Genomic DNA, 14,720 nt, shown 5'->3' with positions numbered 1-14,720 from the left:
GTACTGCCGCAGCTAACGCTTCAAATCCGATGGCCGGAGCAACGCTCCGACCATCGCAGCGGAAAGCAAGCGCGACCGAATTACTTCGCCATCCAGGTCGCCCAGCGCTGGTTGATCTCATCCTGATGATCTGCCCAGAACTCGAGATCGTTCGCAAGAGACGTCTTGAAGTTGTCTTCGTAGGTCGGCAGGCTGGTCCGGATCGTCTCGGGAACCAAACTTTGGGATGACTTTCTGACCGGGCCGTAGCTGATGTACTTAGTCATGTCTGCAAGGCGCTGGCCCGTCGTCGAGAACTTCACGAAGTCCAGAGCAGCGTCCTTATTCTTGCTTGCCTTCGAGATCGCCCATACGTCCAGATTCCAGATTTGTCCGTCCCACACAATCTCGAAGGGTTTGTTCTCCTTGGAGATCGCGTCGTAAATCCGGCCATTCGCCGCTGCCGTCATGACGACTTCGCCGTCCGCGAGAAGCTGCGGTGCCTGAGCATGCGCGCCCCAAAACACCACGTCCTTTTTGATCGAGTCGAGCTCCGCAAACGCCCTGTCGAGACCCTCTTTGGTCGCGAGCGTTTCATAAACCTTGTCGTTCGGCACACCATCGGCCATGAGCGCCCACTCAAGGTTGACATTTGGCTTGTTGCTCAGGCCGCGCTTGCCCGGAAACTTCTTTAGGTCGAAGAAATCGGCAATGGTCTTGGGACCGCCGTTCGGGAACTTGGTCTTGTCGTAGGCGATGATGTTCGACCACATGATGGTTCCAACGCCGCAATCCATCAGGGTGTCTGGCAGGAAGTCGTCCTTAGCGGCGGTTCCATCGGCGGCCGGAGCGAGCTGGGAGGCGTCGATCTTTTCGATGAGGCCGTCATCGCAAGCTCTGAGCGCATCCTGAAGCTCGAGGTCGATCACATCCCAAGCGCCGTTGCCGGATTGAACCTGGGATCGAAGTTCCGCGAGACCGCCGTTATAATCAGCGGTGAGTACCTTGGCGCCTTTCTCGGCCGTGTAGGGCTCGATAAAGGCCTTTGACTGACTGGCCGTGTAGGCACCTCCGAACGACGCGATAACCAGTTGGTCCGCGGCGAAGGTTGTGGAAGAAACGGTGGGGATGCTAGCAATCGCAGCCACTAGATATAGAAACTTATTCATTCTTGTTACTCCTCTGGATCGACCGAACTTCACGCCGGCTTGGTCGATTAAATTCAAAAGCGGCTAGGTCGCGATCTTGTTTGTTCCTCGAAGGTTTTCCTCAAAAGCCTGCGCTACCGCCAGAAGCTCGGAGTCGCGATTGCGTCGGCCGACTAGCTGCGCTGATACAGGAAGGTAGGATGTCGCTTCAGGGACGGGGAACGCGATAGCTGGTGCCCCCACGAGGTTGAAGAACGATGTGAACAGGGTCAGCGCGTTTCCTACGGGCAGACTGTCACCTCCCACGTCGACACGCACGGAACCGACTTTGGGGGCCGTGATCGGGCAACTGGGCGTCAGCAGAACGTCCACGGTGCTCATCGTCTCTGAGAACGCCCGATCATAAACCTCAAGCATGCGCTTGCACTGTATGTAGCTTTCTGCCGAAAGGAACTGTCCGAGCGCCATCCCGCTCAGCATGTCTTCCCCGAACGATGAGCGCGCACGCGCGAGGTTGGGGCCATGATAGGCCAACGTCTCTGCCAACTGTATCGTCAGCGAAACTGTTCTTGCTTCCGCTTGGTCCGGGAGCTCGATTTCCGTGAATGATGCCCCCATTTGCTCGAGGGCAGATTTGGCCATGAGGAACGCCTTACGGACGGGGGCGTCACTTCTTTCGGCCCACCCCCTTACAGTCCCGACCTTTAGGTTCCTGTGTACCGGTGCGCGACCGATAGATGTCGTCTGATCTAGGACGAGGGCCACGTCTTCCACGTTGTTGGCGAAGATCCCGGCATGATCGAGAGACCAGCAGTATGGAATGACGCCTTGAAGGCTCATGCGCCCGAAGCTGGGTTTGAAACCAACTACTCCACAAAGTGCGGCTGGAACGCGAACCGACCCGCCAGTGTCCGTTCCCAGTGCGTAGGGCACGATCCCCGCCGCAACCGCGGCAGCCGACCCTCCGCTGGATCCTCCAGCCAACCGTGTGGTGTCGAACGGATTGCGTGTCGTACCGCTCCAGCTGTTCTCCCCCGTCGCGCCATACGCGAACTCGTGCTGGTTCGCCTTGCCGATCAGTACAGAGCCAGCCTCCTCCAGACGCGTGATGACCTGGGCTGATGTGTCAGGCACATTATCCTTCAGTACCGGACTTCCGCCCGTTGTGAGAACGTCGGCGGTTTCGAACATGTCCTTTGCCGCGAAAGGCACGCCCTCGAGCAGCATCCCATCATGGCCGTGTCTTCTCCGGGCGTCGGCTTTTGCCGCCCGCAAGAGTGCTTGATCCCGCATAATCGTTATGAAGCTGAAGTGCTCGGGATTCAGTCGTTCCGCTGTTGCCAAGCTCTCTTCGACAACTTCGACAACCGAGCGGCCGCCTCGAATTTCTGCCGCGATCTGTTTGACGGATTTCCTCTCAGTCATTGGTGAGCCCCGAGTTGTGGTCATCGGGGGTCACCTGGCCCAAATCTTTATTGACAATGCGCTGAAGGTCCAAAATGACCTTTTCGAAGCTGGAGACGACACCGAATGTTGGCGCAACAAGCTGCTCCAGATCCTTATCGTCCCAGCGGCCGCCGAAGAATTCGGCGTTCATCGCTCTCAATGTAGCAAAGGTGGGCCGGGTCATTGAGCCACCTCAAACGACTGCGAGTTCACGCGGATAGTTCGTCAGGTACTCGAATCCGGTATCGGTCACCACGATCGAGTCGCCGATACGCCCGCCGAAGCTTCCTTCGATCGTGATCCCACCGTCCACCGCGAAGGTCATGCCGGCTTCGAGCAGACGCTTCTCTCCGCGCTTCAGTTCCGGGAACTCCAGGAATGACTGACCGACCGAACGACCAGTTCGATATCCAGCCGCGAAACCTGCCTCGGTGTAGACTGCTTCTGCAGCGGCGTTGATTTCCTCGCATGCGATGCCCGGCTTGATTGCCGCGAGCGCCGCCTGCTGAGCGGCCACGGCAGTCTCATAAACACGGACTTGCTCGTCTGTCGCTCCGCCGACGAAGAATTCGCGGTCGAAGCCGAGCTTGTAGTTGCGGAAGTTGGCGATCCCGCAGAAGCAGAGATAAACTGGATCTCCCTTTCGGATTTCACGAACCGACGAACGTCGGTGTACCAGGCACACGTCGGTGCCCGACTGCAGGATCTGAAGATTGTAGATGGTAGGAGAGACGAAACGATCCGTCTTGTCATCGAGGAATGACGCTGCCTTCCTGGTGCCCGCTGCGATGACTGCCAGCGCGACCTCGTACTCCGGCACGCCCTCGGCAATGACTTCGCGCGCGCCTTTCACCATGGCGACGGCAACTTCGCCCGCCTTGCGCATAATTCCGATCTCATCGGCCGACTTGATCATCCGGATCTCCGAGATGACAGGTCCCGCGTCGCCGACTTCGGCTCCATGAAGCATGGGGAGCAAATCATTGGCCACGAGCGCCGGGATGGATCGCTTCTCGATTGCAACTCGGCGCGCCTTTCCTTCGACCGCCGATTTGAGGACGCTCCGCCACTCGTCGTTGATGCCGTCGCTCCAAGGGCGGATGTCGGTCACCCAGCTCATCCGTCCGCACATCTCCGATTCCATCAGGGGAGTAATAATGGTCGGCTCGCCGTCAACCGGAACCGTCATCAGAGTAGGCCGGCCGAAGTCTATGCCCAGATAGTCCAGATACTCGCCGAAGTAGGCGATGGAATCCGGGTTGGTCAGAATGGCGCTTTCGAAGCCACCCGCATGGAGCGCCTTCTTCAGTTTCTCGGTACGTTGCTTGCCTGGTCTCATGGTCTCGGGCCTCTCAATCTGTATGCAGCTTGGATTACAGCAATGTTAAATTGACGTCAAAAATCTGTCAACTGCGACGTAATCGGCAGTTTTTTGACAACAAATCTTGCATATTCGCATTGGCTGTGTACAGGTAAGGGACGGCTATAGGAGCAGGCGGCAAATGCAACAGACTGGAACCGTTGAATATTCACTCGGTCGCGGAGGCATCCGGTTCGACGGGGGGCGCCATCACAAGGCCAAGCTGGGGTTCGTTCTTCTGGCGATGGAGCAGACCATCGAAGAGGATATGTTCAAGCTGGCTCCGCACGGGGTCGGCGTTCACTTCCAGAGAGCCCCGATGGCAAATAAGGTGGACGTCGAAACTTTGTCTGCCATGGCTTCGGGAATCGGCGACGCTGCTTCCCTGATCGTTCCGGAGGTGCAACTCGACGTCATTTGCTACGCATGCACTTCTGGAAGCGTCGTGATCGGCGAAGACAAGGTGTTCGCGGAACTCACACGCGGTGCACCCGGCGCCAAGCCGACATCTATAATCTCCGGCGTCATGCGCGCCCTGAAGGCGATGAATGCGAGGAAGATCACCGTCGCGACTCCTTATGTCGATCCGGTTAACGAGATCGAGCGGGTTTATATGGAAGAACGGGGATTTGAGATCCTGAATATCCAGGGTTTGAACATTGAAAATGATGAAGACATGGTGCGGGTGACCCCTGACTATATCTACGAATTCGCGAAGCAGGTCGATCGGGCAGATTCCGATGCCATTTTTATCAGTTGCGGTGCCCTTCGCTCGGTGGACATTATCCAGGCACTTGAAGCAGAATCGGGTAAGCCGGTGATCACCAGCAACCAGGCGATGATATGGGATTGCTTGCGGTTGGCGGGGGTGAACGACCGGAGCGACAAATATGGCCGACTTTTCAAAGAGAACTGATGTCTAAAGCCGCGACAGCATTTAAGCGAGAGGCGCCACGAACCGCGCCTCCTCGGGGCCAGTCGGTCGAGATCCATCGCGTTCTTCGAGACCGGATTTGTCTGTTGCAATACCGGCCCGGAGAACTGCTCGTCGAGACAGAATTGGCTGCGGAGTTCAATGTCAGTCGTACACCGGTTCGGCAGGCGTTGCAGCGTCTTGACTACGAAGGTCTTGTTGAAACCAAGAATGGAGTCGGCACGACAGTCACCGGAGTGGATTTCAAGGAATTCAAGGACGTCTACGCTTTCCGTCTAAGACTGAGTGAAATGATCGGCGATTTCAGCAGACCCGAGCGAGCCCCCAAAGCACTTGAGGCAGTCGAGGCACTTGTCCCGCGGGTGGAAGCCCTTCTTCATTCGAGAGATTTTGAGCAGTTCTGGCAGATTAACCATGAGCTTCATTTCGCGGTCAATGGGCTTATCAGCAATTCCGCGATGAGGGAGAGCCACGACCGCCTGTACTTTCAGGCCTCACGTGTCTGGTACAGCTTGGTAGATAGAATGTGGGAGGATGAAGTCAGGTTCTTAAAGGAGGAAGTTGATGAACTCTGTCGCGCGTTGCGTGCTGGAGATCTGAGAGCAGTCGGATTTGTGCAGCGAAACTTCATCTCATACGGCCTATTGCGCGTCGCGAGATACATCTCCACGGGCTAGTTACTATCCCGTCTGTCACGTCAATCCGCGCGGGATTTGACGGAAACTTGTTTCCCCGCCGCAGTCTGCTGCGGCCATCTACCCCGCGTCCTCTGATCACGATGCAACGCCCTTAGCTGGCAAGAAGTCCGAAAGTCCCAGGTTTAATTGAAAACAGCCGCAGGAGAAAATGCAGCTCGTCTTCGAAACTTTGCTGGAACAGTTGTCTTTGAGCGTTGATGAAGTCGACTTCCATAACGCACTGGCCAGCGCCGCCGGCGCCTTCGACATTCCCGCATTCGCCTATCTGTCTCTGGTGTCTGATCGCGTCACAAAACCCAGGCTGATATCGAACTATCATTCCGGCTGGACGTGGCACTACTTGCGCCACCAATACGAAAGGATCGACCCGGTCATAGAATGGGCAAGGTGCAGCGAATGTCCCTTTCAGTGGGGACCGGGTTTCGGCCATGCCGGCATTTCAAAGCGACAGCAACAGCTTTTCGACGAGGCTGCCGAATTCGGCATCTGCTGCGGACTGACCATTCCACTTGTCGACCGCCGCGGCGGTGTCGCTGCGATGACCTTCGCGGCAGACAGGCTCGATCCGACCTTCCTGCGCACCGCCGAGCAATATGAGCAAGCGCTCGAGATTATGGCAATGTGTTTTCACATTGGCGTTCGCCGCAAGCTTTCGGGTGGGCTGGCGGTGGATGGTGTTTCGCTGACGCCTCGTGAGTACGAATGCCTGCAATGGACGGCAAAGGGCAAGTCCGCCTGGGAGATCGGCTGCATCTTGGGGATCAAGGAGCGCACGGCCGCTTTCCATCTGGACAATGCCAAGAAGAAGCTCGGCGTGCGCACCAAAAATCAGGCGGTGACGCTGCTGGCCTCCTCACGATCATCAATTCCCTGAGGAACAAAATCTCTCTTTAATCCACCTGTGCAAATACACAGGCAGTCGCGGCATGAAGGTTCGCCTCCAATGGCAGGGTCATACCTGCGAGGAGACCATCATGATTGAGCTTATTGCGCCCGGCTGGTACGGCGCCTTTGCCGACGAACTAATGCACTGCCTGCGCTACCGCGTCTTCAAGGAGCGGCTCGACTGGAACGTGCGCACGACCGGGGGCTTCGAGATCGATTCATTCGATTCCCTGAAACCGCGCTATCTTGTGTTGCGCGATTCGGCCAGTCGCGTCGGGGGCGGCGTACGCCTTCTGCCCTCGACGGGGCCGACGATGCTGCGAGATGTCTTTTCGAGGCTGTTGGAAGGGAGAACGGCACCCGAGGAACCGAGTGTCTGGGAAAGCAGCCGTTTCGCCCTTGATCTCCCACCGTCTGGACCGAAGGACAGTGGGAGCATTGCTGTTGCCACCTATAAACTCTTCGCCGGCATGATCGAGTTCGGTTTGTCGCGGCGGCTCACGCATATCGTTACGGTTACGGATTTGCGCATGGAGCGAATCCTGCGTCGCGCCGGATGGCCGCTGGCCCGCATCGGGCCGCCCCAGACAATCGGCACCACGCACGCCGTTGCCGGCTTTTTGGATGTCTCAGAGGCGAGCCTTGCTGCGGTCTGCCACAATGGCGGTCTTGGCGGTCCCGTGCTGGGGGCGCCGGTGCTCTGCACGGCCGCCTGACATGGTTATGATAGGTAACGGCGCCGACTGGCCGGACTGGCAGGATGAGAAATCCTATCGCTATACGCGCTACCTGACCCGACGCGGCTGGGCCTGGGAATTCCTGCGGCGCAATCCGGCCTTCCAGCGTGACTTGAGGCGCGCCCTTGAGCAGGCAGAATTTGCAAAAAGGCGCTTCAATGTAGAAGTGGTGAGATCGCCGCTCGATCTCACGCGGTGGCGGCTCCTTTTTCGCAAGCTCATTGAGGCCTGATGCGGCTGTGTTCTGGTGCTTCCGCCAATGCCCGCATGTCCTGCCGCTCATTGCGGAAAAGGCATTGTCGCCCGAAACGCTTTCGTTTGATCTCGCTGCATTGCCATGTCGGGTGGCAATCGTGACCACGGCGGACGATCGCCAGCACGTCGTGCTGCGAAATGCTCACCGGGATTTACAACTGGTTGTGGAGGGCGCGGACGTTTTGTGCCCCGTTCGGCTTTCCGTCGACGCGATCTGGCCCCCCGATCGGATGAGGCAGCACCTGAATGCGCTCGAATGCCTCAATGCTCTTCACTCGACTGGACAACTTCCCGACAGGCTGTTTCCCCCCGAAGCGCGCGCCAGCCGTCTGCGCTTTGTCCTCCAGGCGCTCGACGGCTCGCTAGGCGGGGCATCGCACCGCCAAATCGCAATGGCTCTGTTGGGCCGACAACGCGTCAGGGCCGACTGGACGGATCCGCGCAACCACCTTCGCGATCGCATCCGCCGTGCCGTCCGGCGCGGTCACATGCTCATGGATCGTGGCTATCGGGATTTCCTCGCCTGAAAGTAATTGGAATAGCTCACCTGGAGCCGGTTAGCGCGCGAACAGTTCTTTGTATCCAGTCGTAACCATCCAGTTGGCCCGGTCGAGATGGCTGCGAACAGCCATTCGGGCGCGCTCAGGTTCTCGCATCGGATCGATGCCGAGGACGAGCTGAGCCATCTCGTCTTCGCTGGCATCGTCAGCGGACGCGTCCAGGAGCCTCATATAGATCGTGAAGTGCTCATTGTCGTAAGCGGTCAGGCTGTCCGACCAAGGGACTTCGTCTTGGACTTTGCGTTTCATCGCGACCCTCTTGCCTGTTTGGGGTTTGTTGTGATCGGGCACGGCTGCTCCTCGGTTGGCTCACCATAGCGAATAGGAACGATCGTTCCTAGAACCATAGTTCCGGTTCTGGTCCCTATCTCGCCATGGACCTCAAGGAGGTCATGGCGATCAACATGCGTCGTTTGCGCCATGATCAGGACCTGACGCAGGAAGAATTGGCTGCCCGCGCAGAGCTGAGCATGCGCTATGTGGGTTCGATCGAGCGTGCTCGGGTTTCCGCAAGCGTCAGTGTGCTTGGCCGGCTCGCAAAAGCACTTGACGTTGATCCTTGTGAGTTGATTAGGCCGCAGTAACAAAGGCGATCTGGCCCATCCCGGATTGCCGAAATCGATTTTGATGGCGCGCAACCGGCCGCCAGTGACCTGACCAGTCGGCTTCGCTCCCTGGCGTAGCTCGCGTGACTACAGCGCTGACCTTGAGCGATAATCATCGTCAGATCGCATCCGGGAAGTCGCGATCCCTAACAGCAGGTAGTTCGGGCAAAGTCGATGCTCGTGCGAGTTGCTCCTTAAGTTTGTAGAGTATACTCCGTGGTGAAATCCTCAACAAGAGGGTGGCCTCTCGCCTATGGGAATCCGAGAGGTCTTTGCCCGCAATCTGCGTAGGCTTCGCGAGAAAAAGAAGCTGTCGCAGGAGGCGCTGGCGCATGAAGCTGGTGTTGATCGAACCTACATCAGCGCTCTTGAGCGCAGTGTATATGCTGCTACCATCGACATGGTCGAGAAGCTCGCTACGGTGCTGGAGGTTGAGCCGGCAACGCTGCTCGATCCGCGATCTGAATAGGCTTAAGCACCGTCTCATGCCGAACTCCCTTCGATCGCCCCGCCAACGCCGGCTGCTTGAACAGCTGATAGCGGCGCGCAAGAACAAGGGCTTAACCCAGGCCAAGGTTACCGACGCGCTTCGCCGCCCGCAGTCTTTCGTGGCCAGGTATGAGGGCGGTGAACGTCGCATGGACGTCATTGAATTCCTCGACGCAGCGGAAGCGCTCGAAATCGACCCTTGCGAGGTTCTCGCACATGTGCGTCGCTTGCGTGACCGATAGCTCGTGCTGTGCTTGGCTTGAGCGACCAACGTCATCAAAATCGCATCCCTGGATTTACTGCCCCCCGCGGCAGATGGTTCGGGCAAATCGATGACAATGTGGATTACATATTATAGTTGATAAACTCAAGGCCCGTGATCCGCTGACCTCCGCGCATGGATATGCGCAAGCTGGTCGGACGAAATGCACGCAGGATCAGGGAGAAGGCCGGCTTGACGCAGGAGCAGCTTGCCGAGATCTCCGGCTTCAGCCAGCAGTACATCAGCGGGTTGGAGAAGGGCAAAAGGAACCCCACAATCGTCACGCTTTATGAACTGGCACAAGCCCTCCGTGTCAGCCACACCGATCTGGTGCGACCTGACTGACCGGGATTAGGCGCTATTTGGAAACGGCGCCGACGCGCCGCGGACATTTCGACTGCATCCGTCGTGTAAATGATGCTGCGCACACTCGGATAGGCGAAGAACGGCACGACGTGCTGCCAGTCGCGCCGCCAGCTCTAGTGATCGCCGGGTACCGCCGGCCCAGTCCGTGGCCCTGAAGTCCCCACAGCCTTCATGCCGGCTTGGCGTCCGCGCCTCCGGCAGATGGCGCTGAGCGTCGGCACGACGGCTTTGCGATCCCTCCGCGACACGAAATCAAGTAAATGGCGGATCGGGTGCACCAGCAGGTTAGCACTGTCGCCTGGGAAAAAGGTGGCGCCGGTCGCCTCTCTCTTGGCCAAGCTGTTCGCCAGCTTGCCGTCTTACCAGCACCTCGCCAATCTCGTTGCGTTCTTGTTTAGGCCTTGCAACAGATCCTTCAAGGAAATTCACGGAAACTTTGCGACCGAAAAGTGCTGTCAATGGTACGCTCACCACAACTTTCGAGTTCAGTGGCTGCAGAAATCTGGTGTCGTTTTGTGTTCCGCCGCCGAACAGCATTTGCGAAGAGCGCGAAATGATAAAGCCAGCAGGACGAGCGTTCGGTTCTTCTATTTTGGCGTCGTGCTAACCAATGATGATACTTGTCGATCGCCTAATGACAGCAGCACATCTTGATCGCCTACGGATCCTGGGCCTTTGCGCGCATGCCGACCTGACTGTCTGCGAACTAGCTGCGATTCTCGATCTTCGTCGGGAGCGCGTTGCGCGACACGTCCGGATGCTCGCCAAAGCCAACTTTCTTTGCGGCAATGGACAACGTCCTTGGTCCTCATATCATCTCAATGCAGGGGGCCGGGACGGAGGGTTGGTTCAATTCCTGGTCGATCTCCTACCCCACGACGATGAGTATCATAAGCGCGACCTGGAGCGGCTCGAGGCGGTACAAGACGCGTGGTCGAAGGGGACTGCTGCTTGTCGTGAAAAGATCTGCCTAAGTGGGAGTGCGAAACTACCATGAAGAACTCCGCTGACGTAGCCATGGCAGAGCCCGGCACATACGGACGGTCTTCCTTGGTCCACGTCGATTGCCGCGTTCATGAACTGCTTCTACGACAGAGGCGGCAAGAGCGGACGATGCTCAAACTTATCGCATCTGAGAACTTTGCCTCCTCAGCCGTACTGGAAGCGACCGGCTCTATCTTCGCGAACAAGTATGCCGAGGGCTACCCGGGTGCGCGCTACTACGCGGGAAATGAGATCGTCGATGAGCTTGAGACCCTCGCGATCGAGCGCCTGAAAGCGCTATTTGGCAGTGAGCACGCCAACGTCCAGCCTTATTCGGGCTCACCAGCCAACCAGGCTGTCTATCGCGCGCTTTTGAGCCCCCGTGACAAAGTCATGGGGCTGCCGTTGCCCGAAGGGGGCCATCTGACTCATGGGTGGTCCGTCAACTTTTCCGGCACTGATTATCAACGCGTCCCCTATGGGCTGCACGATAAGACGCAGCAAATTGACTATGACCGCTTGCGCGAGACCGCCAGGCGGGAACGGCCGAAACTCATTTGGGTCGGCGGAACTTCCTACCCGCGTGTCTTTGACTACGCGGCAATGGCAGAAATCGCTCTGGAGGCCAACTCCTATCTCGTGGCCGACATTGCGCACATCAGCGGCCTGATTGTCGCTGGAGCGCATCCGAATCCCGTGGCTCATTGCGACGTCGTCACCAGCACATCTCACAAGTCGATCCGCGGCCCCCGCGGTGGCTTTATTTTGTCAAGGAATGAAGATCGCTATCAGCCGCTCTATCATCCGAAAAGCAAACACAATCTGGCCAAACGTATAGACCGCGCCGTGTTCCCTCTCCTGCAAGGCGGACCGCATATGAATACTATCGCCGCGCTTGCCGTCGCCTTGCAGGAGGCAGCGAACCCGTCCTTTCGTGTCTACGGTCAGCAGATCGTCAACAACGCCAAGGCTCTGGCCGGGGCGCTTCTGGAGCGAGGTTATAAACTTGTCACTGGCGGCACTGACAATCACATGCTGATCCTTGATCTTCGAAACCGGCCGCTGTCGGGCAAAGCCTATGCCGAGCGCTTATCGCGTGCTGGTATCATTGCGAATTTCAATATGGTGCCGGGTGACCGGCGGCATCCGGCGCTCACAAGCGGCATCCGCTTAGGGACACCAGCGGTGACGTCCATGGGCATGCGCGAGACGGAGATGGTGCAGATCGCCGCTTTCATCGACTCGGTCTGCCGCCAGCCCGATGACCAGGAAGTTCATGCGAGCGTACGAAGAGAGGTTGCCGATTTTTGCACTGCGTTCGACGTCCCCGGCATCACCGACCGATAAGCCGCCCTAATCCAGAAACTCCCATCTAACTCCAACACTTGAAGCGAGGGCATCCATGACCAGGCAGTTCGTATTCTCTTCCGAATCCGTCGGCGCGGGACACCCCGATAAGATGGCAGACAACATCTCCGATGCCATCCTCGATGCCATCCTCCGCACCGACCCGAAGGCGCGCGTCGCCTGTGAAACGTTGGTGAAGACAGGGATGGTCGTTCTGGCTGGAGAGATCACCAGCCACGCGGTGATCGATTATACTCAAGTTGCCCGCGATACGATCCTCGATATTGGCTACGACGACGATGGCATCGGCTTTGATGGTCGACGTTGCGCCGTCGTTCTGGCTCTCACCGAGCAGTCGCCCGACATAAGCCAGGGCGTTGATGAGGGACGAGGGCAGGATCTCGAGCAGGGGGCGGGGGATCAGGGCCTCATGTTTGGATTCGCATGCAACGAGACGGATACTTTGATGCCCTTGCCGATCCAACTCGCTCACCATTTGACGAAAAGACAGGCAGAGATCCGGAAGACGGGACAGCTTGGCTGGTTGCGTCCTGACGTAAAATCTCAAGTCTCCGTACGCTACGAGGGTCTCCGCCCAGTGGCGCTGGACACTATAGTGCTGTCAACTCAGCATGACGAGGCGGTCTCCCAAGATACAGTCCGCGAAGGTGTCATTGAGGAGATCATAAAACCGGTCCTGCCGACCCACTTGGATACGTCAGGGATCAGATTTCTGGTCAACCCAACAGGGCGGTTCGTGGTCGGCGGGCCTGCCGGCGACTGCGGCCTCACCGGACGCAAGATCATCGTCGATTCCTACGGCGGAACGGGGCGTCATGGCGGCGGCGCCTTCTCGGGCAAGGACCCATCCAAGGTTGACCGCTCGGCCGCCTATGCCGCCCGGTACGTCGCGAAGAATATCGTTGCCAGCGGACTTGCGGAGGTCTGCGAGGTTCAGCTTGCCTACGCGATCGGCGTGGCCAGTCCGGTTTCTGTCATGGTCAACACATTCGGAACCGCAAGGATTGAGGAAAAAAGGATCGAGAGCCTTGTTCTTGAGCTTTTCGATCTCCGACCGAAAGGCATCATCAAGATGCTTGATCTCTTGCGCCCGATATACCGCAAGACCGCGACATACGGACACTTCGGCCGTGAAGAGCCTGAGTTCACCTGGGAGAAGACGGACAGAGCCGACGACTTGCTGCGTGAAGCAGGACCGGCAGCTGCGTGAGGGCCGCTGGATCAAGCGCATGCGGCAATCCTTTTCAACTCGCTAGACGCGCGCCTGGCCGGCATAGCAGAAAGCCGGTGGGTAGTTGGCGGAGACATTGATGCCGGATTATGACGTGCTTTGCATCGGCAATGCCATTGTCGACATCATCGCCCAATGCGACGAGGAATTCCTCGAGACCAACGGCATCATCAAGGGCGCGATGAACCTCATCGACACCCATCGCGCCGAACTACTCTACAGCCGTATGGGCCCGGCGATCGAGGCCTCCGGCGGCAGCGCCGGCAACACGGCGGCCGGCGTTGCCAGCTTCGGTGGACGTGCCGCCTTCTTCGGTAAGGTTTCGAACGATGCGCTCGGCGAAATCTACACCCACGACATCCAGGCCCAGGGCGTCGCGTTCGACACCGAGCCGCTCCAAGGCCAGCCGCCGACGGCGCGGTCGATGATCTTCATCACGCCGGACGGCGAGCGCTCAATGAACACCTATCTCGGCGCCTGCATCGAACTCGGGCCGGAGGACGTCGAGGCCGAGAAGGCGTCGGGCGCCAAGGTTACTTATTTCGAGGGCTATCTGTGGGACCCGCCGCGCGCCAAGGAGGCGATCCGGCGGACGGCGAAGCTCGCGCACGCAGCCGGCCGCGAGGTCTCGATGACACTCTCGGATTCGTTCTGCGTTGACCGCTACCGCGACGAATTTCTCGAGCTGATGCGATCGGGCACGGTCGACATCGTCTTTGCCAACAGCCATGAGATCAAATCGCTCTACCAGACGTCGTCCTTCGATGATGCGCTGGCGCGGATCCGCAAGGACTGCAGAATAGCCGCCGTGACCCGCTCGGAAAAGGGCTCGGTGATCGTGCGTGGCGACGAAACCGTCACCATCAAGGCGATGACGATCCGCGAACTGGTCGATACCACCGGCGCCGGCGACCTCTATGCCGCCGGCTTCCTGCATGGCTACACGCAGGGCCGCGACCTCAAGACCTGCGGCGACCTTGGCTCACTGGCCGCCGGCCTGGTTATCCAGCAGATCGGCCCGAGGCCTCGGCAGAACCTGCGCCGCGAGGCCGAGCAGGCTGGGTTGTTGTAGGGGGGCGTTAATGACGAGCTGCCCGTCTGCCCTCCTGGGGGCTGTGCGGAAAAGTGCGCGTAAATCGAAACATCGGATGCGCATCCGCGTGAGGCGGCAGCCCGGAGCATGTCACGATCGAAACGGTTGATCGCGGGTGCCGCCCTACAGCGCGACCCTTTTGCCGTGCGATATAGGGATCCCGTTCGGATCAGCTGCCTCGAGCTGTGGCATATATTGCTCACCCGCCATCATCGCGCGTGTGGCAACAGGTCGGGATCGTGATGCGATCGAGCGGGTAAGCGGCCAACTGGTGAATTGACATGAATGCATCGCCCGATTGAGATTATCCTGCCGGGAGC

Annotated in this window: 19 protein-coding genes; 13 read left to right on the top strand and 6 right to left on the bottom strand. The window is 58.4% G+C overall.

Translation table 11 applies throughout. The features are described from left to right. Positions 1-80: 80 nt before the first annotated feature. The 4 genes from JG739_RS29690 to JG739_RS29675 all read right to left on the bottom strand — a co-directional run bounded on the left by JG739_RS29690 (position 81) and on the right by JG739_RS29675 (position 3,912). Positions 81-1,148, bottom strand: a complete 1,068-nt coding sequence (locus JG739_RS29690) for an ABC transporter substrate-binding protein (protein ID WP_202364503.1) — start codon at positions 1,146-1,148, stop codon at positions 81-83. Between the two features lie 63 nt (positions 1,149-1,211). Beyond that, positions 1,212-2,552: an amidase gene (locus JG739_RS29685; protein ID WP_202364502.1), complete on the bottom strand. Its 1,341-nt coding sequence runs from the start codon at positions 2,550-2,552 to the stop codon at positions 1,212-1,214. Next, positions 2,545-2,757, bottom strand: coding sequence for a hypothetical protein (locus JG739_RS29680; protein WP_202364501.1), 213 nt, complete (start codon positions 2,755-2,757; stop codon positions 2,545-2,547). The genes JG739_RS29685 and JG739_RS29680 overlap by 8 nt, the downstream gene beginning before the upstream one ends. A 9-nt stretch (positions 2,758-2,766) precedes the next feature. After that, positions 2,767-3,912 carry a M24 family metallopeptidase gene (locus tag JG739_RS29675; protein WP_202364500.1) on the bottom strand — a complete coding sequence of 382 codons (1,146 nt, stop codon included), beginning with the start codon at positions 3,910-3,912 and terminating at the stop codon, positions 2,767-2,769. Positions 3,913-4,075: 163 nt separating this feature from the next. Here JG739_RS29675 and JG739_RS29670 point away from each other — a divergent pair, with 163 nt between their 5' ends. The 6 genes from JG739_RS29670 (at position 4,076) to JG739_RS29645 (ending at position 7,969) form a co-directional block, all read left to right on the top strand. Next, entirely contained in the window at positions 4,076-4,849 is a 774-nt protein-coding gene (locus JG739_RS29670) for a maleate cis-trans isomerase family protein (RefSeq protein WP_202364499.1), read from the top strand. Then, a complete protein-coding gene (locus JG739_RS29665; protein WP_202364498.1) occupies positions 4,849-5,544 on the top strand; it encodes a GntR family transcriptional regulator in 696 nt (231 codons plus the stop codon). The genes JG739_RS29670 and JG739_RS29665 overlap by 1 nt, the downstream gene beginning before the upstream one ends. 169 nt (positions 5,545-5,713) lie before the next feature. Then, positions 5,714-6,439 (top strand): LuxR family transcriptional regulator, encoded by a 726-nt coding sequence (locus tag JG739_RS29660; RefSeq protein WP_202364497.1) that lies wholly within the window; start codon positions 5,714-5,716, stop codon positions 6,437-6,439. A gap of 100 nt (positions 6,440-6,539) precedes the next feature. Then, positions 6,540-7,166 (top strand): acyl-homoserine-lactone synthase, encoded by a 627-nt coding sequence (locus tag JG739_RS29655; protein WP_202364496.1) that lies wholly within the window; start codon positions 6,540-6,542, stop codon positions 7,164-7,166. Position 7,167: 1 nt separating this feature from the next. Continuing rightward, on the top strand, positions 7,168-7,419 hold the full coding sequence (locus JG739_RS29650) for a transcriptional regulator domain-containing protein (protein WP_202364495.1): 252 nt from the start codon (positions 7,168-7,170) through the stop codon (positions 7,417-7,419). A 64-nt stretch (positions 7,420-7,483) separates the two neighbouring features. After that, on the top strand, positions 7,484-7,969 hold the full coding sequence (locus tag JG739_RS29645) for a DNA -binding domain-containing protein (protein WP_244749626.1): 486 nt from the start codon (positions 7,484-7,486) through the stop codon (positions 7,967-7,969). A gap of 30 nt (positions 7,970-7,999) precedes the next feature. Here JG739_RS29645 and JG739_RS29640 read toward each other — a convergent pair whose 3' ends face one another. Then, positions 8,000-8,251 (bottom strand): DNA -binding domain-containing protein, encoded by a 252-nt coding sequence (locus JG739_RS29640; protein WP_027033327.1) that lies wholly within the window; start codon positions 8,249-8,251, stop codon positions 8,000-8,002. Positions 8,252-8,376: 125 nt separating this feature from the next. Here JG739_RS29640 and JG739_RS29635 point away from each other — a divergent pair, with 125 nt between their 5' ends. Together JG739_RS29635 and JG739_RS29630 are read left to right on the top strand one after the other, a co-directional pair. Beyond that, a complete protein-coding gene (locus JG739_RS29635; RefSeq protein ID WP_096453812.1) occupies positions 8,377-8,586 on the top strand; it encodes a helix-turn-helix domain-containing protein in 210 nt (69 codons plus the stop codon). Between the two features lie 274 nt (positions 8,587-8,860). Continuing rightward, on the top strand, positions 8,861-9,076 hold the full coding sequence (locus JG739_RS29630; protein WP_006328748.1) for a helix-turn-helix domain-containing protein: 216 nt from the start codon (positions 8,861-8,863) through the stop codon (positions 9,074-9,076). A 91-nt stretch (positions 9,077-9,167) separates the two neighbouring features. On the opposite strand, the gene JG739_RS36480 is transcribed toward JG739_RS29630, so the two are convergent. Continuing rightward, entirely contained in the window at positions 9,168-9,314 is a 147-nt protein-coding gene (locus JG739_RS36480) for a hypothetical protein (RefSeq protein ID WP_446720521.1), read from the bottom strand. 179 nt (positions 9,315-9,493) lie between these two features. On the opposite strand from JG739_RS36480, the gene JG739_RS29620 reads away from it, so the two are divergent. The 5 genes from JG739_RS29620 (at position 9,494) to JG739_RS29600 (ending at position 14,379) form a co-directional block, all read left to right on the top strand. Then, positions 9,494-9,703 (top strand): helix-turn-helix transcriptional regulator, encoded by a 210-nt coding sequence (locus tag JG739_RS29620; protein WP_202364493.1) that lies wholly within the window; start codon positions 9,494-9,496, stop codon positions 9,701-9,703. A 631-nt stretch (positions 9,704-10,334) separates the two neighbouring features. After that, positions 10,335-10,721, top strand: coding sequence for an ArsR family transcriptional regulator (locus JG739_RS36115; protein WP_202364492.1), 387 nt, complete (start codon positions 10,335-10,337; stop codon positions 10,719-10,721). Beyond that, entirely contained in the window at positions 10,718-12,055 is a 1,338-nt protein-coding gene (locus tag JG739_RS29610) for a serine hydroxymethyltransferase (RefSeq protein ID WP_202364491.1), read from the top strand. Before JG739_RS36115 ends, JG739_RS29610 begins: the two co-directional genes overlap by 4 nt. A 55-nt stretch (positions 12,056-12,110) precedes the next feature. After that, a complete protein-coding gene (gene metK, locus JG739_RS29605) occupies positions 12,111-13,286 on the top strand; it encodes a methionine adenosyltransferase (RefSeq protein ID WP_202364490.1) in 1,176 nt (391 codons plus the stop codon). A gap of 100 nt (positions 13,287-13,386) precedes the next feature. Further along, complete coding sequence (locus JG739_RS29600) at positions 13,387-14,379, top strand: adenosine kinase (RefSeq protein ID WP_202364489.1); 993 nt, start codon at positions 13,387-13,389, stop codon at positions 14,377-14,379. Positions 14,380-14,720 lie beyond the last annotated feature (341 nt).

It is taken from the genome of Mesorhizobium sp. L-2-11 (assembly GCF_016756595.1).
GTDB lineage: Bacteria > Pseudomonadota > Alphaproteobacteria > Rhizobiales > Rhizobiaceae > Mesorhizobium.
This window is presented reverse-complemented; position numbering and strand designations above follow the sequence as displayed.

Bases quoted from the DNA above. Each gene is read 5' to 3' on its own strand.
- JG739_RS29690 (WP_202364503.1), bottom strand. From the start codon at position 1,148: ATGAATAAGTTTCTATATCTAGTGGCTGCGATTGCTAGCATCCCCACC.
- JG739_RS29685 (WP_202364502.1), bottom strand. From the start codon at position 2,552: ATGACTGAGAGGAAATCCGTCAAACAGATCGCGGCAGAAATTCGAGGC.
- JG739_RS29680 (WP_202364501.1), bottom strand. From the start codon at position 2,757: ATGACCCGGCCCACCTTTGCTACATTGAGAGCGATGAACGCCGAATTC.
- JG739_RS29675 (WP_202364500.1), bottom strand. From the start codon at position 3,912: ATGAGACCAGGCAAGCAACGTACCGAGAAACTGAAGAAGGCGCTCCAT.
- JG739_RS29670 (WP_202364499.1), top strand. From the start codon at position 4,076: ATGCAACAGACTGGAACCGTTGAATATTCACTCGGTCGCGGAGGCATC.
- JG739_RS29665 (WP_202364498.1), top strand. From the start codon at position 4,849: ATGTCTAAAGCCGCGACAGCATTTAAGCGAGAGGCGCCACGAACCGCG.
- JG739_RS29660 (WP_202364497.1), top strand. From the start codon at position 5,714: ATGCAGCTCGTCTTCGAAACTTTGCTGGAACAGTTGTCTTTGAGCGTT.
- JG739_RS29655 (WP_202364496.1), top strand. From the start codon at position 6,540: ATGATTGAGCTTATTGCGCCCGGCTGGTACGGCGCCTTTGCCGACGAA.
- JG739_RS29650 (WP_202364495.1), top strand. From the start codon at position 7,168: ATGGTTATGATAGGTAACGGCGCCGACTGGCCGGACTGGCAGGATGAG.
- JG739_RS29640 (WP_027033327.1), bottom strand. From the start codon at position 8,251: ATGAAACGCAAAGTCCAAGACGAAGTCCCTTGGTCGGACAGCCTGACC.
- JG739_RS29635 (WP_096453812.1), top strand. From the start codon at position 8,377: ATGGACCTCAAGGAGGTCATGGCGATCAACATGCGTCGTTTGCGCCAT.
- JG739_RS29630 (WP_006328748.1), top strand. From the start codon at position 8,861: ATGGGAATCCGAGAGGTCTTTGCCCGCAATCTGCGTAGGCTTCGCGAG.
- JG739_RS36480 (WP_446720521.1), bottom strand. From the start codon at position 9,314: ATGTGCGAGAACCTCGCAAGGGTCGATTTCGAGCGCTTCCGCTGCGTC.
- JG739_RS29620 (WP_202364493.1), top strand. From the start codon at position 9,494: ATGGATATGCGCAAGCTGGTCGGACGAAATGCACGCAGGATCAGGGAG.
- JG739_RS36115 (WP_202364492.1), top strand. From the start codon at position 10,335: ATGATGATACTTGTCGATCGCCTAATGACAGCAGCACATCTTGATCGC.
- JG739_RS29610 (WP_202364491.1), top strand. From the start codon at position 10,718: ATGAAGAACTCCGCTGACGTAGCCATGGCAGAGCCCGGCACATACGGA.
- metK (WP_202364490.1), top strand. From the start codon at position 12,111: ATGACCAGGCAGTTCGTATTCTCTTCCGAATCCGTCGGCGCGGGACAC.
- JG739_RS29600 (WP_202364489.1), top strand. From the start codon at position 13,387: ATGCCGGATTATGACGTGCTTTGCATCGGCAATGCCATTGTCGACATC.